The sequence below is a fragment of the Burkholderia sp. KJ006 genome, assembly GCF_000262695.1.
GTDB classification, from domain to species: Bacteria; Pseudomonadota; Gammaproteobacteria; order Burkholderiales; family Burkholderiaceae; genus Burkholderia; species Burkholderia vietnamiensis.
In genome coordinates, this window is the sequence record NC_017921.1 from 23,405 (window position 1) to 48,815 (window position 25,411).

Here is a 25,411-nt window from a genome sequence, read left to right on the forward strand (position 1 = left end):
GCGGCCGGCGCGGCACGCGCGACGTCGCGCCTCACTTCGCGATATACACGCCCGAGGTCGGACAGGTCCCCTGCGTATTGCCGTCGGTCACGAGCGACGCCGCGCTCGGGAACTGCGTGGTCGCGCTCGTCTTCACCGCGATCCATGCTTCGGTGAAATAGCTGACGCCGTTGGTCTTCGTGCACTTCAACGACACCGCGCTGCGCGTGTTGCTGCCGAACGCGCCTTCGAACGCGGACAGCAGCTGGTTGCGCGTCACGGTCTTGCCCGCGTTCGCCTGCAGGAACGCGTTGAACGACGTGTTGCCGAGCCGGCTCACCATGCCGGTCGCCTGATTCCAGTAGGCGTCCGCCGACGCCGAATTCGAGCAGGTGCCGTGCTTGAACCATTCGTGCTTGTCGAGGCACGACGCGACGCCCGGCATGTACGTCGACAGCGTGTTGCGCGTCGTGGTGCTGATCGGATACGCATCCATGCTGCACCACTGGTGCGCGTTGTCGAGGTCGACGTCGCTCTGCGGCACGCCGCAGTAGAACGGCTGGTTGCCGTCGTAGTTGTTCGGCCACAGGCCATGCAGCGACAGGCTCGTCGCCGCGTACGTGCCGGCCAGATTCGTACACTCCGGCGTGTCGTGCGACGCGCAGAAGCCGGGCTCCCACGAAGCGGCGAGCAACAGGTAGTCGTAGCTGGTCTGCGCGACGGCATGCAGCGACGCGAATGCGACGGCGAGCGCCGCCACGGTGCGGGCGAGTGTGTTCAACATGGCATGTCCTCGGAAAAGGCTTGCGGTCGCGCGCGGCGCCGCAAGGTTGTCGAATGTCTGCCCGCGATTGTTGCCGCAGCCACGTTGCACGAATATGAACGGATGACGAAACGGAGCGGCGGCCGTGGATTCGCCATGGGGGGACGCCGCGACCGGACGCGCGCGTCCATTCTGAATGCGCGATCGCACCATCATCGACGCGCTCGTTCAGGCGGTGCCGCCGATGATCGGACGCCCGGAACCCCGAAAAAGCCGGTTGAACACGGCGCACGCACACATGAGCGCAACCGCGCCCGACACGCCGCGCCGATCACCCCGCCTTGTTCACACCCCGCCGAGATCCACGAGCGGATGCGCGAACAGTTTCCACGGCGACGTCAGGAAATGCCGCACGCGCTCGGCGCGCAGTTCGACCAGCGACGCCGGCGCCCAGCGCGGCTTGCGGTCCTTGTCGATCAGGTGCGCGCGCACGCCTTCGCGGAAGTCGCCCTCCTCGATCGCACGCGCGACGATGCCGAGCTCCATCCGGAACGACTCGGCCAGCGTCATCTGCCGCCCGCGCAACAACGCTTCGCGCGTCACGCACAGCATCGTCGGCGAATGGCCGGCGAGCGCGTCGAGCGTCGTCTGCAGCCACTGCCGATGCTCGCGTGCGAGCTCGTCGCGCGCGAACTCCTGCTTCAACGTCGCGACGATCCGCTCGACGGTCGAACGCTTGTCGAAGTGACGCACGATCCAGCCCATCTGCGTGTCGAGCGCCGCATGCGGCACGACGTTGCACGGCGGCTCGAACACCTTGCGCAGCGCCGCCAGCACGTCGCCGTCCCATTTGACGCTTTCGATGCGCGTCTCGAACGTATCGAGCCACGACGACGGCACGCACAGATCCGCGAGCTTCGCGATCAGCGCATCGGCGCCGGACAACACCGCGCCGGTCAACCCGACGTACAGCTCGAGCTCGACCGGCATGCGCGCCAGGAAATGCGTCGCGCCGACGTCGGGCACGAGCCCGATGCGCGTCTCGGGCATCGCGATCTTGCTGCGCTCGGTCGCGACGCGCAGCGCCGCGCCCTGCGCGAGGCCCATGCCGCCGCCCATCGTCACGCCGTCCATCAACGCGACCACCGGCTTCGGAAACGTGTGAATGGCGTAGTCGAGCCGGTACTCGTCGACGAAGAACGGCAGCCAGGTTTCGCGCTGCGCGACCATCCGGTGCAGCGCGCGCACGTCGCCGCCCGCGCAGAAGCCCTTCTCGCCAGCGCCGCGCAGCACCACCGCGACGATCTGGTCGTCGCCGCGGCAGCGCTCGAGCAGCGCGGCCAGCTCGCCGATCATCGAATACGACAACGCATTGAGCGCGGCCGGCCGGTTCAGCGTGATCAACGCCACGCGGTTCACCACGCGGAACAGCACCTCGGGCGCGGGTTGCGCGAAGCGGTCATCGGTCGTCATCGGCGTGCTCATCGTTGCGTATCTCCATCGGTATGCCATTGCGGCGCGCGCTTGCCGAGAAACGCGGCCACGCCCTCGCGCGGATCGGCGGTATCGAACAGGTCGACGAAGCGTTCGCGTTCGACCGCGAGCGCCGCACTGCGCGGCACGCCGCGGCGTGCGAGGCCGATCAGCTCCTTGCTGTACGCGAGCGCATGCGGACTCTGCCGCACGACGTTGCGCGCGAGCGCCAGCGCCGCGTCGCGCGCCGCGCCGCTTTCGACGACGTCTTCGACCAGCCCGATGCGCAGCGCGGTGGCCGCATCGACGCGCGCGCCGGCCAGGATGATCTTCTTCGCCCAGCCTTCGCCGACGAGCCAGGGCAGCGTCTGCGTGCCGAGCCCGCACGGCAGCAGGCCGACGGACGCCTCGGGCAGCGCCATCTGTGCATGCGTCTCCGCGATGCGCATGTCGCACGCGAGCGCGCATTCGAGGCCGCCGCCCATCGCATAGCCGTTGATCGCCGCGATCGTCACGACGCGCGCGTCGTGCAGCGTCTCGAACGCCGCGCCGAAGCGCGCGGCCATCGCGCGCGCGACCGCGGCGTCGCCGTCGGCGAACGTGTTCAGATCGGCGCCGGCGCTGAAGAACTTCGGGCCGTCGCCGGTGATCACCAGCGCGCGCACGCGCGGGTTCGCGTTCAGTTCGGCGACGGTGTCCTGCAGTTGCCGCAGTCCGTCGGCGGTAAAGGCGTTCGCGGGCGGACGCTTGAGCGTCGCGCACGCGATCGCGCCGTCGTCGACGTAGTCCAGTTCGATCATCACGCGTCCTTCTTGCCAGCCGGTTGGTACAGGCGGATCACCGCCGAGAAATCGAGTTGCCCGTCGCCGCGGCTGCTCATCGTCTGGTACAGCTGCTGCGCGAGCGCGCCGAGATAGACGGGCTGGCGCGCCTGCCGCGCGGCATCGTTCGCGAGGCCGAGATCCTTCAGCATCAGATCGGTGCCGAAGCCGCCGCTGTAGCCGCGCGACGAAGGCGCGGTGTCGATCACGCCCGGATACGGGTTGTAGGTGTCCGAGCTCCAGCAGCGGCCCGTCGACGTGTTGACGATGCCGGCCAGCACCTTCGGATCGATGCCGAGCGCGACGCCGAGCGACATCGCCTCCGACACGGCCGCCATCGAGATGCCGAGCACGAGGTTGTTGCAGACCTTCGCGACCTGCCCCATCCCGGTCGCGCCGCAGTGGACGATGTTCTTGCCCATCGCGGCGAGCACGGGCTTCACGCGCTCGAAATCGGCGTCGCTGCCGCCGACCATGAAGGTCAGCGTGCCGGCGGCCGCGCCGCCGGTGCCGCCCGACACCGGCGCATCGACGAACGCGCCGCCATGCTCGCGCACGAGCGCGCCGAACGCCTGCGCGCTCGCGGGGTCGATCGTGCTCGAATCGATCACGGTTGCGCCGGCGCCCAGGCCGGCCAGCACGCCGTTCTCGCCGGCGAGCACCGAGCGCACGTGCGGCGCGGCCGGCAGCATCGTGATCACGAACGCCGCGCCGGCCGCCGCATCGCGCGGCGACGCGGCCACCTGCGCGCCGGCGTCCTGCAGCGCGCGCAATGCGTCGGCGCTCAGGTCGAACGCATGCACGTCGTGGCCGGCCTTCAGCAGGTTCAGCGCCATCGGCGCACCCATGTGGCCGAGGCCGATGAATCCGATCTTCATGTTGGTGTCCTCCCCGGCTCAGTGCAGCCGGATCGTCGTGTTGACCGGGCCGGCCGTCGTATCGTCGTCGAACCAGCGCGCGGTGACCGTCTTGGTCTGCGTGTAGAACTGCACGACCTGCTTGCCGTACGGGCCGAGATCGCCGAGCTTCGAGCCGCGCGAGCCGGTGAAGCTGAAGAACGGCACGGGCACCGGGATCGGAATGTTGATGCCGACCTGGCCGACGTCGATCTCGCTCTGGAACTTGCGCGCGGCCGCGCCGCTCTGCGTGAAGAGGCCCACGCCGTTGCCCATCGGGTTCGCGTTGACGAGCGCGATGGCTTCGTCGAGCGTGTCGACCTCCATCACGACGAGCACCGGCCCGAAGATTTCGTGCGTGTAGATCGTCATGTCGGTCGTCACGGCGGAGAAGATGGTCGGACCGATGAAGTTGCCGTCCTCGAAGCCGGGCACCTTCACATCGCGGCCGTCGAGTTCGAGCTTCGCGCCCTCCTTGACGCCCGCATCGATCAGCGACAGGATGCGCGCCTTCGCGCCGCGCGACACCACCGGGCCGACGTCGGTGCCCGCTTCCGAGCCCGCGTTGACCTTCAGCGTCTTCGCCTTCGCGACGATGTCGGGCAGCCACTCGCGCGCGCTGCCGACGAGCACCGCGACGGAAGTCGCCATGCAGCGCTGGCCGGCCGCGCCGAAGCCCGCGCCGACCAGCGCGTTGATCGCCTGCTCGCGGTTCGCGTCGGGCAGCAGGATCGCGTGGTTCTTCGCGCCCATCATCGACTGCACGCGCTTGCCGTGCTGGCTGCCGAGGTTGTACACGTGCGTGCCGACGGCCGTCGAGCCGACGAACGAAATCGCCTTCACGAGCGGATGCGTGCAGATCGCGTCGACGACTTCCTTGCCGCCGTGCACGACGTTCAGCACGCCCTGCGGCACGCCGGCCTCGATCGCCAGCTCGACCAGTTCCATCGTCGACAGCGGGTCCTGCTCGGACGGCTTCAGCACGAACGTGTTGCCGCACACGATCGCCATCGGGAACATCCACAGCGGGATCATCGCCGGGAAGTTGAACGGCGTGATGCCGGCGCAGACGCCGAGCGGCTGGCGCAGCGTGTAGGTGTCGACGCCGCCCGCGACGTTCTCGGCGAATTCGCCGAGCTGCAGCGTGCCGATCGAGCAGGCATGCTCGACCACTTCGAGGCCGCGGAAGATGTCGCCTTCGGCATCCGGCAGCGTCTTGCCCTGCTCGGCGGTCAGCGTCTTCGCGATGCGCTGCTGGTTCGCGCGCACGAGCGCCTGGAACTTCAGCATGATCCGCATGCGCGCGGAGATCGGCGTGTTCTTCCAGGTCGCATAGGCGGCGTGCGCGGCCTGCACGGCCGCGTCGACTTCCGCCGCGGTCGCGAACGGCACGCGCGCGAGCACCTGTTGCGTGGCCGGATTGACGATGTCGCGCCACTCGCTCGTGGCGGACTCGACGAAGGCGCCGTCGATCAGCAGCTTGACCGTCGGCACGTCTTGCCCCGGCTGGGGCGTCGCATTCGCGTTCATCGGTGTGCTCTCCTTGCAGTGGGCCGCGTCGCGCGCTCGCGCCGGGCGGCCGGGTCAGTCGGTTCGATCGGTTAGATCATCTTCTGCCGCGTCGACGGGCCGCGCATGATCGCCGCAAGCGGCGCGCCCGGCCCGCCGGCGGTCACTTCAGTTCGGCGGCGAAATCTTCTTCCCAGTACTCGCCGGGCATGCGTGCGGTCGCATCGTCGCCGCGCTCGATCTCGCGGCGGCGCAGCTCGACGCGACGGATCTTTCCCGAGATGGTCTTGGGCAGCTCGGCGAACTGCAGTCGGCGAATGCGCTTGTACGGCGCGAGCTTCTCGCGCGAAAAGCGGAAGATCTCCAGCGCGAGCGTCGGGCTTTCCTCGAAGCCGTCGCGCAACGTGATGAAGGTCTTCGGCACCGACAGCCGCACCGGGTCCGGGCTCGGCACCACGGCCGCTTCCGCGATCGCCGGGTGCTCGATCAGCACGCTTTCGAGCTCGAACGGGCTGAGCCGGTAGTCGGACGACTTGAACACGTCGTCCGCGCGGCCGACGTACACGTAGTAGCCGTCGTCGCCGCGCATCGCGATGTCGGACGTGCGGTAGTGGCCGTCGCGCATCGCGTACGCGGTCGCATCCGGGTTGTTCGCGTAGCCGTTCATCAGCCCGACCGGGCGCATCGCGCCGGTGCCGCCGCCGAGCGGCAATGCGACCTCGCCTTCGCCGACGGGCGCGCCGTCCGGGTCCAGCAGTGCGATCCGGTAGCCGGGCAGCGGCCGGCCCATCGAGCCCGCGACGACCGGCTGCCCCGGCGTGTTGCCGATCAGGCAGGTGGTTTCGGTCTGGCCGTAGCCGTCGCGAATCGTGATGCCCCACGCCTTCTTCACGCGCTCGATGATCTCCGGATTGAGCGGCTCGCCCGCGCCGACGATCTCGCGCAGCTGCACGTCGAACGTCGCGAGCGGCTGCTGCACGAGCATGCGCCACACGGTGGGCGGCGCGCACAGCGTCGTCACGCGGTATTTGACGAGCGCGTCGAGCACCGCCTTCGGCTCGAAGCGCGCGTAGTTGAAGACGAACACGCACGCCTGCGCATTCCACGGCGCGAAGAAGCAGCTCCACGCGTGCTTGGCCCAGCCCGGCGAGCTGATGTTCCAATGGATGTCGCCCGGTTGCAGCCCGATCCAGTACATCGTCGACAGGTGCCCGACCGGGTACGTGCGATGCGTATGCTCGACGAGCTTCGGCTTCGACGTCGTGCCCGACGTGAAGTACAGCAACATCGCTTCGTTCGACCGCGTGACGGCGTCGGGCTCGAACGCCGCGCTCGCCGCGTAGCCGTCGTTCATCGCGAGCCAGCCGTCGCGCGGCGCGCCGGCCACGATCTTCCGCTTCAGCCCGAGGCCCGCCTGTTCGAACTTCGCGGTTTCGTGCTCGTCGACGATCGCATAGGTCGCGCCGCCGATCTGCACGCGATCGCGCACGTCGTCGGCCGACAGCTGCGTGGTCGCGGGCAGCACGACCGCGCCGAGCTTCATCGCGGCGAGCATCGCGTCCCACAGCTCGACGCGGTTCGGCAGCATCAGCAGGATCCGGTCGCCGCGCACGACGCCGATGCCGCGCAGCCAGTTCGCGATCCGCGACGAGCGCTCGGACATCTGCGCGAACGAATACGGGTCGCCCGTCCCGGTCGCCGCATCGACGATCCACAGCGCGGGCGCGTCGTTGCCGCGCGCCATCGGGTCGAAATAATCGAGCGCCCAGTTGAACGCATCGAGCACCGGCCATTCGAAATCGCGGTACGCGGTTTCGTAGTCGGTGCGATGGCGCAGCAGAAAGTCGCGTGCGTCCAGGAATGCCTGTACCGTCATCGTGTCGTCTCCTGTCCGCGAGCGTCGGTGCATCGCACCTTGCTCGCGCTCCGTGCCCGGATTGTCTCCATCCATACTGCGGACGACCGGCGCATGCGCCGGTCCCCCATCGTCGCGGCGCACGGTCACGTCGTTGCGTGCCGCGTTCACCGCCTTCACCACCTTCACCACCTTCACCGCGTCGCTGCGTGCCCTGCCTGATTGCCCGTTGCTTCGTTGCGCGCGCAGCCGCTCACAGCTGCCGTGCGATCACCATCCGCTGCACTTCGCTGGTGCCTTCGTAGATCTGCGTGATGCGCGCGTCGCGATAGTGGCGCTCGACCTCGTAGTCGGCGAGGTAGCCGTAGCCGCCGTGGATCTGGATCGCGTCCGAGCACACGCGCTCGGCCATCTCGGATGCGAACAGCTTCGCCTGCGACGCCTCCGACAGGCACGGCAGCCCGGCCGTGCGCAGCTTCGCCGCGTGATGGACGAGCAGGCGCGCCGCGTTGATCTGGGTGGCCATGTCGGCGAGCTTCTGCTGGATCGCCTGATGCTCGGCGATCGGCTTGCCGAACTGCACGCGCTCGCCCGCATAGCGGCGCGCCTTGTCGAATGCGGCGCGCGCGATGCCGAGCGCCTGCGCGGCGATGCCGATGCGTCCGCCTTCGAGATTCGACAGCGCGATCTTCAGCCCTTCGCCGCGATTGCCGAGCAGCGCGTCGGCGGGAAGCGTGCAGTTCTCGAGCGTGATCGGGCACGTGTCGGACGCGCGAATCCCCATTTTCTTTTCGGGCTTGCCGACGATGAAACCCGGCGTGTCGGTGGGCACTAGGAACGCCGAGATGCCGCGCTTGCCGGCATCGGGATCGGTCATGGCAAAAACGATCGCGACGCCGGCGCGCTGGCCGTTGGTCACGAACTGCTTCGCGCCGTTGAGCACCCAGTGGCCGTCGTGCAGCTCCGCGCGGGTGCGCAGGTTGTGCGCCTCGGAGCCGGCGTGCGGCTCGGTCAGGCAGAACGCGCCGATCACGCGGCCGGCCGCCATCTCGGCGAGCCAGCGATCCTTCTGCGCGGGCGTGCCGAAGCCCAGGATCGGCCCGCAGCCGACCGAATTGTGCACGCTCATCATCGTCGCGCAGGCGGCGTCGCCGGCCGCGATCTCCTCCATGGCGAGCGCGTACGCGACGTAGTCGGTATAGGCGCCGCCCAGCTCCTGCGGCACGATCATCCCGAGCAGGCCGAGTTCGCCGAGCTGCGCGACGACGGTGTCGGGCAAGCGCGCGTCGTGGTCCCACTGCGCGGCGTTCGGCGCCAGCACCTCGGTGGCAAAGGCGCGCGCGGCGTCGCGGATCATCCGCTGATCTTCGGTGTAAAGCTCGTCCATGGTCCTGCCGTCTCCTGCGGCCGCCTGTGACGGCCGTCGTTTCGTTTCGATGCAACAAGTGTAGGCAAGCGCGCGCCGGTGTTCGATGCTCGCGCCGCTCATTTACACTGAGCGTTTTTGCCATACCGGCGATACGGATGAAGCAGGACGAAAGGGGAACCATCGCGATCAGCCTGGTCGCGTACAGCGTCGCGCTGGCCGCCCGCCGCGGCGTCGCGGCGGAGCCGCTGCTCGCGCAGGCCGGCATCGCGCCCGCGCTGCTCGCGCAGCCGCGCGCGCGCGTGAGCGCGCAGCAATACGGCGCGCTGTGGAATGCGATCGCGCGCGCGCTCGACGACGAGTTTTTCGGGCAGGACCGCCATCCGATGCGCAGTGGCAGCTTCATCGCGATGAGCCAGGCCGCGCTGTCCGCGCAGGACGGGCTGCGCGCGATGGCGCGCGCGGTGAACTTCATGCACTGCGTGCTCGACGATCTCCACGCGGAGCTCGACGCCAATCCGCAGCGCGTGCGGCTGCGCTTCGTGCACCGCAACAACGGCGCCGCGCCGGCGATGTTCACGTACGCGACCTATTTCATCATCGTGTACGGGCTGACCTGCTGGCTGATCGGGCGGCGCATCCCGGTGCTGCACGCGAGCTTTCGCTGCGACACGCCGCCCGCCGATCACGAATATCCGTCGATGCTGTGCGACGACATGCGGTTCAACCAGCCCGATTCGTATGTCGATTTCGATCCGGAATTCGCGACGCTGCCCGTCGTGCAGAACGCAAAGACGCTGAAAACCTTCCTGCGCAACGCGCCGGCCAGCTTCATCGTCAAGTACCGCAATCCGAACGCGCTCGCACAGCGCGTGCGCGCCGTGCTGCGCGGGATGCCGCCCGCGTCGTGGCCGGGCGCGGACGGGATGGCCGCGCGGCTGCACGTGGCCGAGGCGACGCTCAGGCGCAAGCTGCACCAGGAAGGCCAGGCGTACCAGTCGATCAAGGACACGCTGCGACGCGATCTCGCGTTCGAGGCGCTGGCCGATCCGTCGCGCACGATCGCCGACGTCGCGGCGGCCACCGGGTTCGCGGAACCGAGCGCGTTCTACCGCGCGTTTCGCAAATGGAGCGGGCGCAGCCCGGCCGAGTACCGCGAAGAGGCGCTTGCGCGCGCGGGCGGCGCGCGCTGAACGCCGCCGCCTTCGCGCTTTCCGCCGAAAGCGCCTAATCTTCAAGCATCGGGCCAACGCCCATTTCCGCGAGCCGGACGGCGCGCGGCCGCGCGCCGCCCGGACGCCCCGATGCGCATTCATCGTCACGCGCCGCCGGCGCCCGCCGTGCGCGGCGCCCGTTCCCGTCACCCGCTGTCCGCGCGGGTCGCGCGCGCCGCGCTGTTCGCGGCGCTGCTCGTCGTGTGCGCGGCGGTTGCCGCTCCAGGCGCCGCCGCGCCGGCCAACGCGCCCGCCGCCGCGGCGCCGGTCGTCGTGATTCCGGTCAACGGCGCGATCGGCCCGGCCAGTGCCGACTTCATCGTCCGGTCGCTCGACCGTGCGGCAAGCGTGCATGCGCCGCTCGCGATCCTGCAGCTCGATACGCCCGGCGGGCTCGACACGTCGATGCGCCAGATCATCAAGGCAATCGTCGGCTCGCCGGTGCCCGTGGCGGCCTTCGTCGCGCCGGGCGGCGCACGGGCCGCGAGCGCCGGCACCTATATCGTCTACGCGAGCCACGTCGCCGCGATGGCGCCCGGCACCAATCTCGGCGCGGCGTCGCCGGTGCAGTTCGGGATCGGCGGCGGCGCGCCGGGTACGCCGCGATCGTCGCCTGCCGCGGCCTCGGGCGCATCCGGCACGTCGGCGACGTCGGCCGAATTGCCGAACGACACGCAATCGACCGAAATCCGCAAGGCGACGCAGGACGCCGCCGCGTACATCCGCGGCCTCGCGCAGCTGCGCGGGCGCAATGCCGACTGGGCCGAGCGCGCGGTGCGCGAGGCCGTGAGCCTGTCCGCGAACGACGCGCGCGCGCAGCACGTCGTCGATCTGATCGCGCAGGACCCGGCCGATCTCGCGCGCCGGCTCGACGGCCGCACCGTGACGACGAGCGCCGGCACGCTGCGGCTCGCGACCGCGCACGCGCCGCTCGTCGTGCTCGCGCCCGACTGGCGCAGCCGCTTCCTGTCGATCGTCGCCGATCCGAACGTCGCGCTGATCCTGCTGACGATCGGCATCTACGGGCTGTTCTTCGAATTCGCGAATCCGGGCTTCGTGCTGCCGGGCGTGGCCGGCACCATTTGCCTGCTGATCGGCCTGTTCGCGATGCAGTTGCTGCCGGTCAGCTATGCGGGCCTCGGGCTCGTGCTGCTCGGGCTCGGCTGCCTCGTCGCCGAGGCATTCCTGCCGACCTTCGGCGTGCTCGGCTTCGGCGGGATCGTCGCGTTCACGATCGGCGCGCTGATGCTGATCGACACCGACGTGCCGGGCTACGGCATTCCGTGGCCGCTGATCGCGGGCCTCGCGGCCGCCGGCGCGCTGCTGGTGGCCGGCGTGTCGAGCGTCGCGCTGCGCGCGCGGCGGCGGCCGGTCGTGACGGGCGCCGAGGCGATGCTGGGCAGCGTCGGCGAAGTGCTCGACGACGGCCTGCGTCCGGACGAGCCGCACGGCGCCGCCGGCCCCGCGCCGTCGGCGGCCGGCTGGGCGCGCGTGCACGGCGAGCGCTGGCGCGTCGCGAGCAGCACGCCGCTGGCGGCAGGCTGTCGCGTGCGCGTCACCGGCCGCCACGGACTGACGCTCACCGTCACGCCGCTCTACGACGTGCCGGCACACGAACCACCACAGCGGGGAGCCCCGTCATGATCGGCTATACGTTCGGCTTAGGCAGCGTCCTGATCGTCTTCATCGTGGTGCTCGTCGCCTCGTCGATCCGCGTCTTCCGCGAGTACGAGCGCGGCGTCGTGTTCATGCTCGGCCGCTTCTGGAAGGTCAAGGGGCCGGGCCTCGTGCTGATCATCCCGATCGTCCAGCAGGTCGTGCGGATCGACCTGCGCACCGTCGTGTTCGACGTGCCCGCGCAAGACGTGATCACGCGCGACAACGTGTCGGTGAAGGTCAATGCGGTCGTGTATTTCCGCGTCGTCGATCCGGAAAAGGCCGTGATTCAGGTCGCGCGCTTCTTCGAGGCGACGAGCCAGCTCGCGCAGACGACGCTGCGCGCGGTACTCGGCAAGCACGAACTCGACGCGCTGCTCGCCGAGCGCGAGCAGTTGAACGCCGACATCCAGAAGACGCTCGACGCGCAGACCGACGCATGGGGCATCAAGGTGTCGACGGTCGAGATCAAGCACGTGGACCTGAACGAGACGATGATCCGCGCGATCGCGCGGCAGGCCGAGGCCGAGCGCGAGCGGCGCGCGAAGGTGATCCATGCGGAAGGCGAACTGCAGGCGTCGGAGAAGCTGCTGCAGGCCGCGCAGCGGCTCGCGCAGCAGCCGCAGGCGATGCAGCTGCGCTACCTGCAGACCCTGACGACCATCGCGGCGGACAAGAATTCGACGATCGTGTTTCCGCTGCCGATCGATCTGCTCGGGGCGTTGCTGGACCGCCTCGGCGCACCGCCCGAGCATTGAGGCTCGGATATGCCGGACGCGGGCGCCGATGGGTGCGGCGGCGCCCGCGGCGCGTCAGGCCAGCAGCTTGCGCTCGGTCTTGCCGTACTTGATCGACTTCTCGTCGGGAATCATCAGCCCGGTGTGCTCGTCGCGGCCCTGCAGCAGGAAGCGCGCATCCGGGTTGCCGATCTGTTCGGACGCGAGCTTGCTGTCCGCGCCGATCTCGCCCTTCTTCATCCGGTTGACGATCACGCCGGCTGCGGTGTCCTTGAAATCGCGCAGCATCCATGCGTCGCCGTCGCTGTCGCCGAATACCAGCAGCGGGCCGTAGCCCTTCTTCGACGCGAGGACGTTGCGGATCCCCACCGTCTTGCCGGGCCCCCAGTTGAAATGCCAGCCGGCCGGATAGGTGCTCGTGTACTTGCCGTCCTGCATGTCGAGCCGCAGGCCGATCACGTTCTCGGGCGCCACGCCGTAGCCGTAGTTCGGGTTGCCGGCGAACACGCGCACGACGTCGTCGAGCGACGCGGTGCTCACGTACACGTCGATGCCGTTCGCGCGCAGCGTATGCATCACCGAGCGGATCTCCTCGTGAATGCGGATGCCGTGGAAATGCGTATCGGCCACCACGCCCGCCTTGCCCGGCAGCGCCTTCGGGCTTTCGTAGCGGACCTTGCGCAGCGCGTCGCCGATGCCGTAGTTGTTCGACGCTTCCGCCATCGCCTGCAGCTCGGCGGTCGTCATGTTCTTGTAGAAGTAGATGATCCACTTGTAGCCGACTTCGAGCGGATGCGTGTCGCAGATCGCGTCGTACATGAAGTACAGCTTCGCGCGGAAGTCCTTGAACTGGTCGGTCTCGCGAATCTCGTCGAGGCTCTTGTCGCCGCCGAAGCCCTGGTAGTTCGCATGGAGCCAGCGGTAGTCGGACTCGACGTCGGCGGCGAGGTCCTCCATCGTCACCGGCTTGCCGTCGACCGTCGTGTAGTCCTTCATGAACGCGCCCTTCGGCACGTCCTTCCACATCACGCCGACGAACTCGTCGGGCGTCAGCTTGTATTGCAGATGGTTGATCTGGTACATCAGCAACGCTTCTTCGCAGTCGTTCATGATGCACGTGTTGTCCCAGTCGAACACCGCATACGGGCGGCGCCTGGCGTCGTAGCCCGCGCTCGCGACGCCATGCCGGTCGAGCACCGTCTGCAGGCGCGCGGCGTTGAACCGCGACCAGCGGCCGGGGTCCAGCGCGTCCGGCGCGGTCGCGCTCTTCGCGCCGGCCATGCCGGCCTTGAGCATCAGCGGCGTCGCAGCGGTCGCCGCGGCAAGGGTGTTGATGAACTTGCGGCGTTGCATGGTATCTCTCCGTTGAAATGCCGAATCGGCTTCGGCCGCTGCCCCGCGCGACGCGCGACACATCGCCCCCATTCGAGGCCGCAAAGGCGTCGAATGGGGGCGAATGATGTGACGAAATTATTTCGGCAATTTGACAGCGTCGCGCCACGACGCGACGGCGAATTGATCCGGCGCGACATCCGGACGCGTGCGCGGACCTCGCGTGGGGCGCTGCGCCGCGTCCTGGTGCCTCCCGTCCCTACCGCGGTTGCCGGCCGCCGTTCTCGAACCCGAGCGGCGCAGCGCTGCGTGACTTCAAGGCCGGTTACATACACACCGCATTGCGAAGGCTCGAACCAGCGCTCTCATATATGACATGACGCGCCGGCCCGCCGCGCAGAACGGCAACCGGAGCGCGACGAAGGACGACGCCCGCGCCGCGCCACGCCCTGCAACTCGACGGTTCCGGCGGTGCGTGCGCCGAAATGCGTACAATCGCGGCTTCATTTCCCGGAGGTGCCGCGATGGCCATGAAGAAAACCGATCTCGAAAAGAACAAGGCGCTGAAGCTCACGCAAGCGATGAAGCAGTCCGGCTCCGCGCGCTTCGGCAAGGGCGCCGACGAAGCGGCGAAGCTCGATCGCCGCGCACAGCGCAAGCTCGACCAGGAACAGGGTCTCGTGCCGTTCGCGTGCAAGCTCAACGCCGAACTCGTCGAACAGCTGAAGGCGCGTGCGGCCACCCATCCGAACGGGATGACGGGCCTGCTGTCCGAACTGCTCGTGAACGGCCTCGCGCAGCGCGACGCGTGAGCGCCGCGCGACGCCCAAATAGTCGTTGACAACGCCGTACGACATCGACACACTCGTTCGCATGCCTACGTTCAAGCACATCGCCATCGCGATTCATTGCCCGGTGAACATTCGAAAGAATGGATCACGGGAGGCGCTTGTGCGTTAGCATCCGAGCAGTACGCATGTCACACGAGGCCTCACCGGAAACGGATGAGGCCTTTTTGTTCTGGTGCGCTTCATTCGTCCGGCCCAACGAATGGAGCAGACGATGGACCAGGCAAGCCCGTTGTTCGACCGTCCCGACTCGCGCCGCGCCGGCGCGATCGCGTTACCGACCGTCGTGATCCGCTTCGCGGTTGCACCGCACACGACGCTGACGTGGCGCGCGCCGAGCGATGCGGAAATCCGCGCGCACGGCGCCGCGCTGTGGATCACGCGCCCGCCGAGCGTCGACGACTACTGGGTGCGACCGGGCGACGTGCTGCGCATCGCGCGCGGCGATCGCGTCTGGCTCGGCACCTACGACGGCCGCCCCGCCGAAGCATCGATCACGACCGCATACGTGCGGCGCGGCGATCGCCTCGGACGCACGCTCGCGCGGATGCGCGGCTGGCTCGCCGCAAGAGGGAGAAGGCGGGACTGACGCTGCGCTGCCGCGCAACGCGTTGACGCGGCGAACGACCGCGTCGGAAAACGAACGCACCCGCGGCGCAATCGGCCGCGGGTGCGCTTCGAGTGGCGCGGCACGCCGCTGCGTGCCGCGCGCGATCGCGCGCCCTGCGCAGCTTTCACATGCAACGCATGCGTCAGGTGCTGGCGGCGAGACGCGGGCCCGTACCGCGGGGTGTGGTGTCGACGTCCGGACGTTGCGCCGCCTGCGAGGTCACCCACGGATCGATGCCCTGCTTTTGCACCTCCTCGAGGAACGACACACGCGTGCGCCAGTAATCCGCTTGTAATTTCGCATCGATGACGCGCTGTTCGGCCGTGAACAGTTCCATGCGCGCCGTGACGAGCATCGACGCAGCGGTTTTTTCCGGCGTGGGGGCGTGCCGCATCGCCCAACGGCTGATCCAGTTCAACATGCTGACCTCCGTGATGACGGACGAACCCGCATCGGGCTATCGCAACCGGTCGCGCGTGCCCGAACGCGCAACGACCGTTACCGCACTTCGCCGCCTGGCCTGCACGGACTGCGACTCCCCCGCGTCGGCAGCGATCGGCCGGCGTGCGTGCACGGTTCATCTATCGTAGAAAGACTTGCCGGTTAACGCGATGGCGTCTTGCGATCTTTTACACAGAAACCACAGTCGCGCGAGCGGCGCGAAATCGCAGTTGCGCACGCGCCGGCTTCGGAGCAGCATAGCCCGATGTCCGCCGCCGCCCGGCCTGCCGAACGGCCGGCGCGCGCAGTTGCCCGCCCGTTCGGGCGGGCGCGCCCTTGCAGGCGCACCCTCTCTACCGCACGGCGTCGTGCCATCGCCGTCGTACCCGCCACCGAATCGTTTCCATCGTTTGCGCCCGGCCGCTTCGCCCGAACCGGTAAAATGCGCGCCGCCGTCGCGCGACGTGCATCTGCAACGTGCATCTGCGGCCGTCCGCGCGAACTCGCGCGATCGCGCCCCGCGACTATATCGTCCGAGCTATCCACGCTATTACAATCCGCCGATAGCGTCGCAATAGTGGCTGGTTACAGTACGCCGGCCTCGCGCTGGCTTACAACAATTCGGCACGAACAACAAGCAACACGACAACCCGACCGGAGAAACGCCTTCATGGAATCCATCAAGCGGTATTTCGGCTTCGCTGAAGCCGGCACCGACTTCCGCACCGAAATACTCGCGGGCGTCACCACGTTCCTGACGATGGCCTACATCATCTTCGTCAACCCTGCGATTCTCGGCGACGCCGGCATGCCGAAGGAATCGGTGTTCGTGGCGACCTGCCTCGTCGCGGCGCTCGCGTCGATCATCATGGGCCTGTACGCGAACTATCCGATCGCGTGCGCGCCCGGCATGGGCCTGAACGCGTATTTCGCCTACACCGTCGTCAAGGGCATGGGCTTCACGTGGCAGGCCGCGCTCGGCGCGGTGTTCATCTCCGGCTGCCTGTTCCTGCTCGTCACGCTGTTGCGCGTGCGCGAGGCGATCGTCAACGGCATTCCGAAATCGCTGCGCATCTCGATCACCGCCGGCATCGGCCTGTTCCTCGGCATCATCTCGCTGAAGACGTCCGGCGTGATCGTCGGCAGTCCCGCGACCCTCGTCACGCTCGGCGACCTGCACAAACACGACACGATCCTCGCGATCGTCGGCTTCTTCACGATCGTCACGCTCGACTATCTGCGCGTGCGCGGCGCGATCCTGATCGGCATCATCGGCGTCACGGTCCTGTCGTTCTTCTTCGGCGACAACCAGTTCCATGGCGTGTTCTCCGCCCCGCCGTCGATCGACGCGACGCTGTTCAAGCTCGACATCGGCGCCGCGCTGTCGACCGGAATCATCAACGTGATCCTCGTGTTCTTCCTCGTCGAGCTGTTCGATGCGACCGGCACGCTGATGGGCGTCGCGAACCGCGCCGGCCTGCTCGTCGAAGGCAAGATGGACCGCCTGAACAAGGCGCTGCTCGCCGACAGCACCGCGATCGTCGCGGGCTCGGTGCTCGGCACGTCGTCGACCACCGCGTACATCGAGAGCGCCTCGGGCGTGCAGGCCGGCGGCCGCACGGGCGTGACGGCGATCACCGTCGCCGTGCTGTTCCTCGCCTGCCTGTTCATCGCGCCGCTCGCGGGCGTCGTGCCAGGCTACGCGACGGCGCCCGCGCTGCTGTACGTGTCGTGCCTGATGCTGCGCGAGATGGTCGACGTCCCGTGGGACGACGCGACCGAAGCCGTGCCGGCCGCGCTCACCGCGCTGCTGATGCCGTTCACGTATTCGATCGCGAACGGCGTCGCGTTCGGCTTCATCGCATACGGCGGCCTGAAGCTGCTGACCGGCCAGGCCCGCACGGTCAAGCCGATCGTGTGGATCATCGCGGCCGTGTTCCTGTTCCGCTACTTCTACCTCGGCGGCGAGTGACGCACGCGCCGCGGCGCGACCCACGATGACGCAACGCCACCTTCGGGTGGCGTTTTCGTTGGGGCGCGCATGCGGCGCACGCGCCGCCGCATCACGCGCCTGCCTGCCGAAGCACCCAGCGCGCGAAAGTACGCAGCGGGCCGTCGCCCAATTCGAGCGCTTCGGGCACCACGAGACAGAAGCGCTTGACCACGCCGCGGCCGTCCGGCCAGGGCGCCGCGAGCAAACCCTGCGCGATCTCGGCTTCCACGTAGAGCCGCGGCACCAGCGCGACGCCAAGCCCGGCCAGCGCCGCGGCGATCAGCATCGAATAAAGATCGTGCCGCGCGCCGGCAGCCGGGTTGTCGACCGGCAATCCCGTCTCCTGCACGTAGGCCGACCACGCGTCGGGCGTCTGCCGCTTGTGCAGGCGCGGCAGCGTGCCGAGCAGCGCGTCCGGGTGCCCGCCCGCGAGCAGCGACGGGCGGCAGACCGGCACCAGCACCTCCTCGCACAACCGATACGTATGCATGCCGGCCCACGCCGGATGCTCGAAATGAATCGCGGCATCGAAGCCGCTGCCGGCGAGCACGAACGGCTCAGCCCGATCGGCCAGATGCACGGTGATGTTCGGATGCTCCGCCTGGAATCCGCCGAGCCGCGGAATCAGCCAGCGCGTCGCGAAGGTCGGCGTCACCGCGATGTCGATGCTGCCGCCGTCGCCCGCCTGCCCCATCAGGTACTGGCTGTCGCGCTCGAGCCGGTCCAGCACTTCGCGCACCTGCGCCGCGTAACGCGCGCCGTTCGGCACGACCCGCACGCGGTTGCCGACACGCTCGAACAGCGCCACGCCCAGGAACGCCTCGAGCCGGCCGATCTGGCGGCTGATCGCGCCTTCGGTCAGCGCGAGCTCGTCGGCGGCCCGCGCGAAGCTGCCGTGCCGCGCGGCGGCCTCGAATGCCATCAAGGCCGAGTTGCTCGGAATCCTGCGTCGCGTCACGTTTCCCCCGGTTGGGCCACAGCTTGATCGAATGTCACTGAACGATGACGAATCATCGTTTTTCCACCGTTCGGCGACTCACTATCATGACAAAAACTCAATCAACGAGCCAGCCCGCCGATGCCGACGGCAGCTCGCCACCCGTGGAGAAGTCATGATCTATGCCGTTGAATGCAGCATCGCCGAGCCGGCCGTCGAAGCCGAGTGGAACGACTTCTACAGCCGCGTCAAACTGCCCGCGCTGATCTCCGTGTCGGGCTTTCGCACGTCGCAACGCTTTCGCGCGCTCCGCGGCGACGGCCCCGTCTATCTGGCGCTGCATACGATCGACGCGCCGGACGTGCTGACGTCGGCCGAGTATCGCGCGAAGGGCGGCGGCAATTTCGCACGCTGGCAGCCGCACATCGTCGAGTGGCGCCGCAACGTGTACGACAGCGCCGCGCCCGCGCCGGCCGTCGCCGACGGCCAATGGCTGGCCGTGAGCGACGACGCCGCGCCGTTCGCCCAGGCCGGCATCGCCGCCGCCGCGCTGCATGCGGTCGCGCTGGATCGTCGGCCGGCCCACCGCTGGCTGGCCGTGCTCGATCGCGACGGAGCACGGCTCGCGTCGCACGCAGCCGGCGCGGCGATCCGGCTCTATGCGCCGATCGGCGAGCAGCTCGTCGGCACGCCGGCCACGGCCGCCGCACGCTGACGGGAGCCGGCCATGCCCAGCGTCACGATTTTCATCGCCGAGGCCGGCATGCCGGCGCAGACGTCCCTCGCCGCGCTGTCGTCGGCATGCGACACGCTCTGCACCGACGTGCTGAATGCCGCGCCCGGCACCGTCCACGTCGCGTTCGTGCCAGTGCGGCACGGCTGCGGACACCCGGTCAGCGCGGAGATCCGCTTTCGCCTCGGCCCACTGCGCACCGCCGAATTGATCGATCGATTCATGGCTTCGCTCGACCGCGAAATTCTCCGCCACACCGGCTTGGTCGCGCGCATCCGCTGCTTCGGCCACGACAGCGCCCACCTTCACGCCCGGAACTGACCATGAACCCGTCCATTGCGCGCCCGCCGTTCCCGTGCCGTCAGATCGGCGATTTCTCCGTCATTGCGCTCAGCGACGGCACGCTGAGCGCCGGCCTCGATCTGCTGTCGAACATCGACGTCGACGCGGCCGCGGGCATCATGCAGCGGGCCGGCGTGCCGGCGCCGTCCGACGTCAACATCAACTGCTATGTGATCCGCGGCGGCGGCCGGACCGTGCTGGTCGACGCCGGCGCCGGCGGCTTCCGCAACTGGGGCGGCCTGCTGCCGGCGGCGCTGTCGCAAGCCGGGATCGATGCGCGCGACATCGACACGATCCTGCTGACGCACGCGCATCCCGACCATATCGGCGGCCTGCTCGATGCGCGCGGACAGCCGGCCTTCCCGCGCGCCGAGGTGCTGATTCACGAACGGGAACGGGCGTTCTGGCTGGATCACGACGCATACGAACGCGCCAGCGAGCGCGCACGCGGGAATTTCGAGCTGGCACGGCGCGCGTTCGACGCCTGTCGCGCGCAGCTGCGCACCATCGCAGGCGGCAACGTGCTGCCCGGCATCGCGGCGGTGCCGCTGCCGGGCCACACGCCCGGCCATACCGGCTATCGCGTCGAATCGCGCGGCGAGCGCCTGCTGATCTGGGGCGATCTCGTGCATTTCGCGCCGGTTCAGGTCGCGCACCCCGACGTGTCGATCGCGTTCGACCACGATGCGTCGCTGGCATGCGCGACGCGCGCGGCCACGCTCGCGCACGCCGCTGGGGAGAACCTGATGATCGCGGGCATGCACCTCGCCGATACGGGCTTCGCTCGCATCGCCCGCGCGCACGGCGCGACCGACGGCGCGTATGCGCTGGTCGCGACGGATTGAACGCGATGGAATCCTGACGGGTTCGGGCGGCGCGAACCGGGCGCAATGCGACGCGCGGGTCGCCGCACGCGCGGCGCCGCATGCGCGCCGCGCCGATACGACACGGGCGCCGGAATTCGGCGCCCACTGCGTCACTACCCGAGCGTGCGGCTCAGCGCCAGTTCGCCTCGTAGAAGCGCACGTAGCCGCTGCGCAGCGTCACGCATTGCGCGCGCGTTTCGGACAAGAGCCGGCGTGCGGCCGCCTCGATGCGCTCGCGATGCTGGTCGTACGCGCCGACCATGTCCTCGAAGCGCGGCGACGCGGCGCCGAAATGGTCTTCCAGCGCTTCGGCCGTGATCTGGCATTTGACGCGCTCGCCATTCACGAGCGCCGTGAATCCGAGCATCAGGTCGCGCCCCGAATATTCGGGCTTCTCGTTCGTGAAATGGATCTGCATGGCGCCGCCCTTCGTCCGGTAGTCAACACGTGACCGCGTCCGTCGTCCGCCACCGGCCGGACGAAAATGGACGCGGGCTCGCCGGCAGGGGCGTCGCCCACGGGCTTGTCGCGCGGACGATGCATGCCGGTTGCATTCCACTTTAGACGGTTTCGCGCAGGAGGCAAATTTTGGGCGTGCGTCGTTCCGACGCGCATTTTCGTCCGACCAGCGCGCCCTGCAGCGGCGTGCGCCGCGCGGCGTCAGTGAGGATCGGTGGGCCAGATGTTGAGCGCGATCGCGGCGGTCGTCGCGCCCACCGCGATTGCGGCCGCCCCGTACCGGACGGCGCCGATCGCGTCGAACAGCAAACCGTGGATCGCGACGCCGATGCCGCCGAGCATGATGAAAGTGGCGATGGCCGCCAGCACGACTCTGAGTTCCGTCCGAACCATGATGGGTCTCCCGAACGGATGCATGTCACGTCGCATGCATGTTGCAATGCGGAACACGGCGCGTGCGTGCTCCACTTCCATCATTGCAGGCGGCCGCGTGAAAGCAAGACGGGTTTATACGCGGCGCGCACAACGCGCGCGGCGCTTGTATGATGAGGCGATATCGATGGCGGCCGCCGAGGCGCGCGGGCGCAGCCCGCCAAGCGCAGCCCGGATGGCGCCGCGCAACGCGTCACGGCGGGCCGACCGCGACGCACGGTGCCCCGGCACGCGCTTCGGCGCCGCCCGCGGCCGACAGGAGACGACACATGCCTCAACCTTTCGTGCTGCCCGCCGCCGCGGGCCGCAACGACCTGCTCGCACAGGCGCACGCCCGCTCGACGTCGCTCGGCCTGCGCGCGGACGAGCGCCCCGATTTCTCGCCGCTGTCGCGGCTCGCGCTGCGCGAACTCCTCGACACGAACCATGCGCTGTTCGCCCACGCGCGCCCGGTGATGGAGAACCTGCACGCGCAGATCGCCGACACGCAAAGCCTCGTGCTCCTGACCGATGCCGACGGCGTGATCCTGCACAGCATCGGCGACGCGGACTTCATCGAGAAGGCGAACCGCGTCGCGCTGTGCACCGGCGTGTCGTGGGCCGAAGGCACGCGCGGCACCAACGCGATCGGCACCGCGCTCGCGTCGGGCCAGGCCGTCGCCGTGCACGGCGACGAACACTTCCTGCGCGCGAATCACATCCTCACCTGTTCGTGTGCACCGATCATCGATCCGTTCGGCCGCACGCTCGGCACGCTGGACGTGAGCGGCGATCCGCGCGGCTTCAGCCCGCACACGCTCGCGCTCGTGCGAATGTCCGCGCAGCTGATCGAGAACCATCTGTTCGCGAACCGCTGCGCCGAAGCGCTGCGGCTGCGCTTCCACGCCCACGAGGATTGCGTCGACTCGCTGTTCGCCGGGCTCGTCGCGTTCGACCGCGACGGCGGACTGATCGCCGCGAACCGCAGCGCGCAGTTCCAGCTCGGCGCGACGTTCGATGCACTGCAGCATCGGGGCTGCGGCGCGCTGTTCGGCATGCAGTTCAATCAGCTCGCGCAGCAGGCGGCCCGTGCGCCGGGCGCGCCGTTCCAGTTGACGCTGTCGACCGGCGTGCGCGTGCTCGCGCGCTGCGAATTCGCCGAGGCGCGCAAGACGACCGTCGCCGTCACGCCGCCCGCACCGGCGCCCGTCGCCGCGCGCCCGCGCGCGGTCGACCCCGAGGCGATCACGTTCGCGACGCTCGACACCGGCGATGCACGGATGGCTGCCGTGCTCGACCGGGTCGCGAAGATCCGCGGCCGCGACCTGCCGCTGCTGATCCTCGGCCAGACGGGCACCGGCAAGGAATGGCTCGCCCGCGCGCTGCACCAGGCGTCGCCGCGCGCCGACGGCCCGTTCGTCGCCGTCAACTGCGCCGCGCTGCCCGATTCGCTGATCGAGGCCGAGCTGTTCGGCTATGAGGACGGCGCGTTCACCGGCGCGCGCAAGCGCGGCAGCCCCGGCAAGATCGCGCAGGCCGACGGCGGCACGCTGTTTCTCGACGAAATCGGCGACATGCCGCTCGCGCAGCAAGTGCGGCTGATGCGCGTGCTGCAGGAACGGGCGGTGATGCCGCTCGGCGGCGCACGCGCGGTGCCGGTCGACGTGCGCGTGGTGTGCGCGACTCACCGCGACCTGCGCGCGATGATCGCCGAGCGCACGTTCCGCGAAGACCTGTTCTACCGGATCAACGGGCTCGCCGTCACGCTGCCGCCGCTCGCCGCGCGCACCGACCTGCCGGTGCTGGTGGAGCGCATCCTCGCGCGGCTCGCGCACAGCGAGCCGATGCCGACGCGCGTCGCCGCCGACGTCCTCGACGCATTCCTGCGCCACCGCTGGCCCGGCAACCTGCGGCAGATGACCAACGTGCTGCGCACGGCCGGCATGCTCGCCGAAGACGAAGCCGAAATCGCGCTCGCGCACCTGCCCGACGATTTCTGGCTCGACTGCGAAGACGCGCCGGCAACCTCGCCCGCGCCGGCCGGCACGCGCGCGGCAACGACGTTGCAAAGCCACCAGGCCGCGGTGATCGATGCGGTGCTCGCGCGGCACGGCGGCAACGTGTCGGCTGCCGCGCGTGAACTCGGGCTCGCGCGCAATACCGTCTACCGCTATCTGCGCCGGCACTGAGATCGCGGCCGGCGGCCTGCACGGCGCCGGCCGCGCGCGGCTTCGGGTATGCTTGGGCGCTCGCATCGCATTGCCGCCGCCTGCCGCCCGCCTTCACCATGACCGATCCGGAACGTCCCCCTCTCGTGCGCGTCGAGCCGCTCGGCGCGACGTTCGACGCGCCCGACTCGCTGACGCTGCTCGAAGCCGCCGCGTTCGCGCACGTCAGCCTGCCGCGCTCGTGCCGCAACGGCACGTGCCGCACTTGCCTGTGCCGGATCGTCAGCGGCAGCGTGCGCTACACGATCGAGTGGCCGGGGCTGAGCCGCGACGAGAAGGCCGAAGGCTATACGCTGCCGTGCGTGGCCGTCGCGACGTCGGACCTCGTGCTCGACGTGCCCGACGCCCAAATGATCGAATGAGCGCGGCGCGCGGCCGTGTGCCGCGCCCGCCGCCGCGGCGGCTGCGTGGCATAATCCGCAGCATCGCCTTCCTCCATATGCCGCCGCGCATCGCATGCTGAGTCGTCGTCTCCGCAAGATCGTCAGTCTGATCGGGATGCTCGCCATCCTGATGACGACGCTCGCGCCGACGATCTCACAGGCGCTGACGACGCAACACCGCGTCGACGCGCTGCTCGCCGGTTACTGCACGGCCGGGCCGAGCGATGCCGACCACGGCGACGCTGCGTCGTCGAAGAGCCTGCAGGCCCATCTGCAGGCATGCGGCTATTGCAGCCTGCTCGCGCATACGCCGGCCCTGCCCGCGCCCGAACTGACGTTCGCGGCCAATCGTGCGCCGCTGCAGCACCGCGAAGCGACCCGCTTCGAGAGCCTGCCGCGCGCGCTGCCGCTCACCGTCGCACAACCGCGCGCGCCACCGTCCGCCGCCTGAAGCACCGTCACCGCGCGTGATGCGTTGGCGCATCGCGCCGTCCGCCTGCGCGCGCCTCGTCGCGCGCGGCGCCAAAACGTTCCTGTTCGACCGTATTGCCTGCCCGCGGCATCGCACCGTGCGCGCACGCCCGCTTGCGGCATGCGCGCGTGCGAACGCGCGCGGCGACGCGTCGAACGCATCGTTCTCCTCGTCATCTCCGATCGGTTCAACCAACATGAAAATCACTTCGTTCGTTCGCGGCGCACTCGTCGTCGCCGGCTTCGTCATCGCGCAGGCTGCTCATGCGCACGCACACCCGAAAACCCTCGACCCCGCCGCCGATGCCACGCTGGCGAGCGCGCCGCACGAGGTCGCGATCGACTTCAGCGAAACGCTCGAACCCGCATTCAGCTCGATCGTGGTCACCGACAGCCACGGCCAGTCGGTCGCCGACGGGAAATCGGCGGTCGACGCCGGCAACCGCAAGCGCATGCACGTCGCCCTCGCAAGCCTCGCGGCCGGCACGTACACGGTCGCGTGGGTCGCGGTGGCAAGCGACGGCCATCGCACGCAGGGCCGCTACACGTTCACGGTGAAGTGACGCCGACGATGCCCGCACGGCAACTTCCGATACCCGACAAGGAATGCACTCGATGAAACGCTCGATTCCCGCCAGCCTGCTGTTAGCCCTGCTCGCGCTGCAGGCGCCCGCCACCTTCGCCGCGTCGGCCGTCCAGGCCGATGGCTGCTGGATCCGCACGATGCCGGCGACGGTCCCGTCGTCCGGCTACTTCACGCTGAAGAACGACGGCGACAAGCCGGCCACGCTCACCGGCATCGACACGCCCGCATACGGGATGGCGATGATCCACGAAACGCTGACGGCCGGCAGCACCGCGAAGATGGTCCACGTCGACGCGGTCGAGGTGCCCGCGCACGGCACGGTCACGTTCAAGCCGAAGAGCTATCACGTGATGCTCGAGGACGCGCGCAAGCCGGTCGCGCCCGGTGCGAAGGTGCCGCTCGCGCTGCACTTCGCCGACGGCTCGACGGTGTCCGTGACCTGCGACGCGAAGGCGCCGTCGTACACCGGCCAGTAACGCCCTATCCCCGCCCGAAGGAGACC

26 protein-coding genes are annotated in these 25,411 nt (G+C 69.2%); 14 read left to right on the plus strand and 12 right to left on the minus strand.

Going from position 1 to position 25,411, the window contains the following annotated elements:
* Positions 1–31: 31 nt before the first annotated feature.
* From MYA_RS14300 to MYA_RS14330, 7 genes are all read right to left on the minus strand, one after another.
* Positions 32–763: a ribonuclease T2 gene (locus MYA_RS14300; protein WP_041493999.1), complete on the minus strand. Its 732-nt coding sequence runs from the start codon at positions 761–763 to the stop codon at positions 32–34.
* Positions 764–1,087: 324 nt separating this feature from the next.
* The gene (locus MYA_RS14305) at positions 1,088–2,227 is read right to left on the minus strand and encodes an enoyl-CoA hydratase/isomerase family protein (protein ID WP_014723906.1); all 1,140 of its coding nucleotides are present in this window, start codon (positions 2,225–2,227) and stop codon (positions 1,088–1,090) included.
* Entirely contained in the window at positions 2,224–3,015 is a 792-nt protein-coding gene (locus tag MYA_RS14310; protein WP_014723907.1) for an enoyl-CoA hydratase, read from the minus strand. The genes MYA_RS14305 and MYA_RS14310 overlap by 4 nt, the downstream gene beginning before the upstream one ends.
* Entirely contained in the window at positions 3,015–3,914 is a 900-nt protein-coding gene (mmsB, locus tag MYA_RS14315) for a 3-hydroxyisobutyrate dehydrogenase (protein WP_014723908.1), read from the minus strand. The genes MYA_RS14310 and mmsB overlap by 1 nt, the downstream gene beginning before the upstream one ends.
* An 18-nt stretch (positions 3,915–3,932) precedes the next feature.
* The gene (locus MYA_RS14320) at positions 3,933–5,462 is read right to left on the minus strand and encodes a CoA-acylating methylmalonate-semialdehyde dehydrogenase (RefSeq protein ID WP_014723909.1); all 1,530 of its coding nucleotides are present in this window, start codon (positions 5,460–5,462) and stop codon (positions 3,933–3,935) included.
* 142 nt (positions 5,463–5,604) lie between these two features.
* Complete coding sequence (locus MYA_RS14325; protein WP_011880690.1) at positions 5,605–7,317, minus strand: AMP-binding protein; 1,713 nt, start codon at positions 7,315–7,317, stop codon at positions 5,605–5,607.
* Between the two features lie 232 nt (positions 7,318–7,549).
* Complete coding sequence (locus MYA_RS14330; protein WP_014723911.1) at positions 7,550–8,683, minus strand: acyl-CoA dehydrogenase family protein; 1,134 nt, start codon at positions 8,681–8,683, stop codon at positions 7,550–7,552.
* 137 nt (positions 8,684–8,820) lie between these two features.
* Between MYA_RS14330 and MYA_RS14335 the strand changes: the two genes are divergently transcribed.
* From MYA_RS14335 to MYA_RS14345, 3 genes are all read left to right on the plus strand, one after another.
* Positions 8,821–9,855 (plus strand): AraC family transcriptional regulator, encoded by a 1,035-nt coding sequence (locus tag MYA_RS14335; protein WP_011880692.1) that lies wholly within the window; start codon positions 8,821–8,823, stop codon positions 9,853–9,855.
* A gap of 111 nt (positions 9,856–9,966) precedes the next feature.
* Complete coding sequence (locus MYA_RS14340) at positions 9,967–11,520, plus strand: NfeD family protein (protein ID WP_014723912.1); 1,554 nt, start codon at positions 9,967–9,969, stop codon at positions 11,518–11,520.
* Positions 11,517–12,290 (plus strand): slipin family protein, encoded by a 774-nt coding sequence (locus tag MYA_RS14345; protein WP_014723913.1) that lies wholly within the window; start codon positions 11,517–11,519, stop codon positions 12,288–12,290. Before MYA_RS14340 ends, MYA_RS14345 begins: the two co-directional genes overlap by 4 nt.
* Before the next feature lie 54 nt (positions 12,291–12,344).
* On the opposite strand, the gene MYA_RS14350 is transcribed toward MYA_RS14345, so the two are convergent.
* Positions 12,345–13,622, minus strand: a complete 1,278-nt coding sequence (locus tag MYA_RS14350) for an HAD family hydrolase (RefSeq protein WP_041494000.1) — start codon at positions 13,620–13,622, stop codon at positions 12,345–12,347.
* A gap of 503 nt (positions 13,623–14,125) precedes the next feature.
* Here MYA_RS14350 and MYA_RS14355 point away from each other — a divergent pair.
* Positions 14,126–14,413 (plus strand): hypothetical protein, encoded by a 288-nt coding sequence (locus MYA_RS14355; RefSeq protein WP_011880696.1) that lies wholly within the window; start codon positions 14,126–14,128, stop codon positions 14,411–14,413.
* Between the two features lie 250 nt (positions 14,414–14,663).
* Complete coding sequence (locus tag MYA_RS14360) at positions 14,664–15,038, plus strand: DUF2917 domain-containing protein (RefSeq protein ID WP_014723916.1); 375 nt, start codon at positions 14,664–14,666, stop codon at positions 15,036–15,038.
* Between the two features lie 163 nt (positions 15,039–15,201).
* On the opposite strand, the gene MYA_RS14365 is transcribed toward MYA_RS14360, so the two are convergent.
* Positions 15,202–15,480, minus strand: a complete 279-nt coding sequence (locus MYA_RS14365; RefSeq protein ID WP_011880698.1) for a hypothetical protein — start codon at positions 15,478–15,480, stop codon at positions 15,202–15,204.
* Positions 15,481–16,170: 690 nt separating this feature from the next.
* Between MYA_RS14365 and MYA_RS14370 the strand changes: the two genes are divergently transcribed.
* A complete protein-coding gene (locus MYA_RS14370; protein WP_011880699.1) occupies positions 16,171–17,472 on the plus strand; it encodes an NCS2 family permease in 1,302 nt (433 codons plus the stop codon).
* Between the two features lie 91 nt (positions 17,473–17,563).
* Here MYA_RS14370 and MYA_RS14375 read toward each other — a convergent pair whose 3' ends face one another.
* Positions 17,564–18,415 carry a LysR substrate-binding domain-containing protein gene (locus tag MYA_RS14375; RefSeq protein ID WP_014723919.1) on the minus strand — a complete coding sequence of 284 codons (852 nt, stop codon included), beginning with the start codon at positions 18,413–18,415 and terminating at the stop codon, positions 17,564–17,566.
* A 190-nt stretch (positions 18,416–18,605) separates the two neighbouring features.
* Between MYA_RS14375 and MYA_RS14380 the strand changes: the two genes are divergently transcribed.
* The 3 genes from MYA_RS14380 to MYA_RS14390 are packed head-to-tail and all read left to right on the plus strand — an operon-like array spanning position 18,606 to position 20,350.
* Positions 18,606–19,145: a hypothetical protein gene (locus tag MYA_RS14380; RefSeq protein ID WP_014723920.1), complete on the plus strand. Its 540-nt coding sequence runs from the start codon at positions 18,606–18,608 to the stop codon at positions 19,143–19,145.
* Between the two features lie 12 nt (positions 19,146–19,157).
* A complete protein-coding gene (locus MYA_RS14385; RefSeq protein ID WP_011880702.1) occupies positions 19,158–19,484 on the plus strand; it encodes a hypothetical protein in 327 nt (108 codons plus the stop codon).
* Between the two features lie 2 nt (positions 19,485–19,486).
* On the plus strand, positions 19,487–20,350 hold the full coding sequence (locus MYA_RS14390) for an MBL fold metallo-hydrolase (RefSeq protein ID WP_014723921.1): 864 nt from the start codon (positions 19,487–19,489) through the stop codon (positions 20,348–20,350).
* A gap of 151 nt (positions 20,351–20,501) precedes the next feature.
* Here the strand turns inward: MYA_RS14390 and MYA_RS14395 are convergent, their stop codons facing one another.
* Positions 20,502–20,789 carry a DUF1488 domain-containing protein gene (locus MYA_RS14395; RefSeq protein WP_011880704.1) on the minus strand — a complete coding sequence of 96 codons (288 nt, stop codon included), beginning with the start codon at positions 20,787–20,789 and terminating at the stop codon, positions 20,502–20,504.
* A 242-nt stretch (positions 20,790–21,031) separates the two neighbouring features.
* The gene (locus MYA_RS32510) at positions 21,032–21,307 is read right to left on the minus strand and encodes a DUF2964 family protein (RefSeq protein WP_014723922.1); all 276 of its coding nucleotides are present in this window, start codon (positions 21,305–21,307) and stop codon (positions 21,032–21,034) included.
* A gap of 224 nt (positions 21,308–21,531) precedes the next feature.
* Here MYA_RS32510 and MYA_RS14405 point away from each other — a divergent pair, with 224 nt between their 5' ends.
* The 5 genes from MYA_RS14405 to MYA_RS14425 all read left to right on the plus strand — a co-directional run bounded on the left by MYA_RS14405 (position 21,532) and on the right by MYA_RS14425 (position 25,385).
* Entirely contained in the window at positions 21,532–23,430 is a 1,899-nt protein-coding gene (locus tag MYA_RS14405) for a sigma-54-dependent Fis family transcriptional regulator (RefSeq protein WP_014723924.1), read from the plus strand.
* Positions 23,431–23,528: 98 nt separating this feature from the next.
* A complete protein-coding gene (locus MYA_RS14410) occupies positions 23,529–23,831 on the plus strand; it encodes a 2Fe-2S iron-sulfur cluster-binding protein (protein ID WP_034195467.1) in 303 nt (100 codons plus the stop codon).
* Positions 23,832–23,925: 94 nt separating this feature from the next.
* On the plus strand, positions 23,926–24,303 hold the full coding sequence (locus MYA_RS14415) for a DUF2946 domain-containing protein (protein ID WP_014723926.1): 378 nt from the start codon (positions 23,926–23,928) through the stop codon (positions 24,301–24,303).
* A gap of 217 nt (positions 24,304–24,520) precedes the next feature.
* Entirely contained in the window at positions 24,521–24,886 is a 366-nt protein-coding gene (gene copC / locus MYA_RS14420) for a copper homeostasis periplasmic binding protein CopC (protein ID WP_041494228.1), read from the plus strand.
* A gap of 52 nt (positions 24,887–24,938) precedes the next feature.
* A complete protein-coding gene (locus tag MYA_RS14425) occupies positions 24,939–25,385 on the plus strand; it encodes a copper chaperone PCu(A)C (RefSeq protein ID WP_014723928.1) in 447 nt (148 codons plus the stop codon).
* The last annotated feature ends 26 nt before the right edge of the window (positions 25,386–25,411 follow it).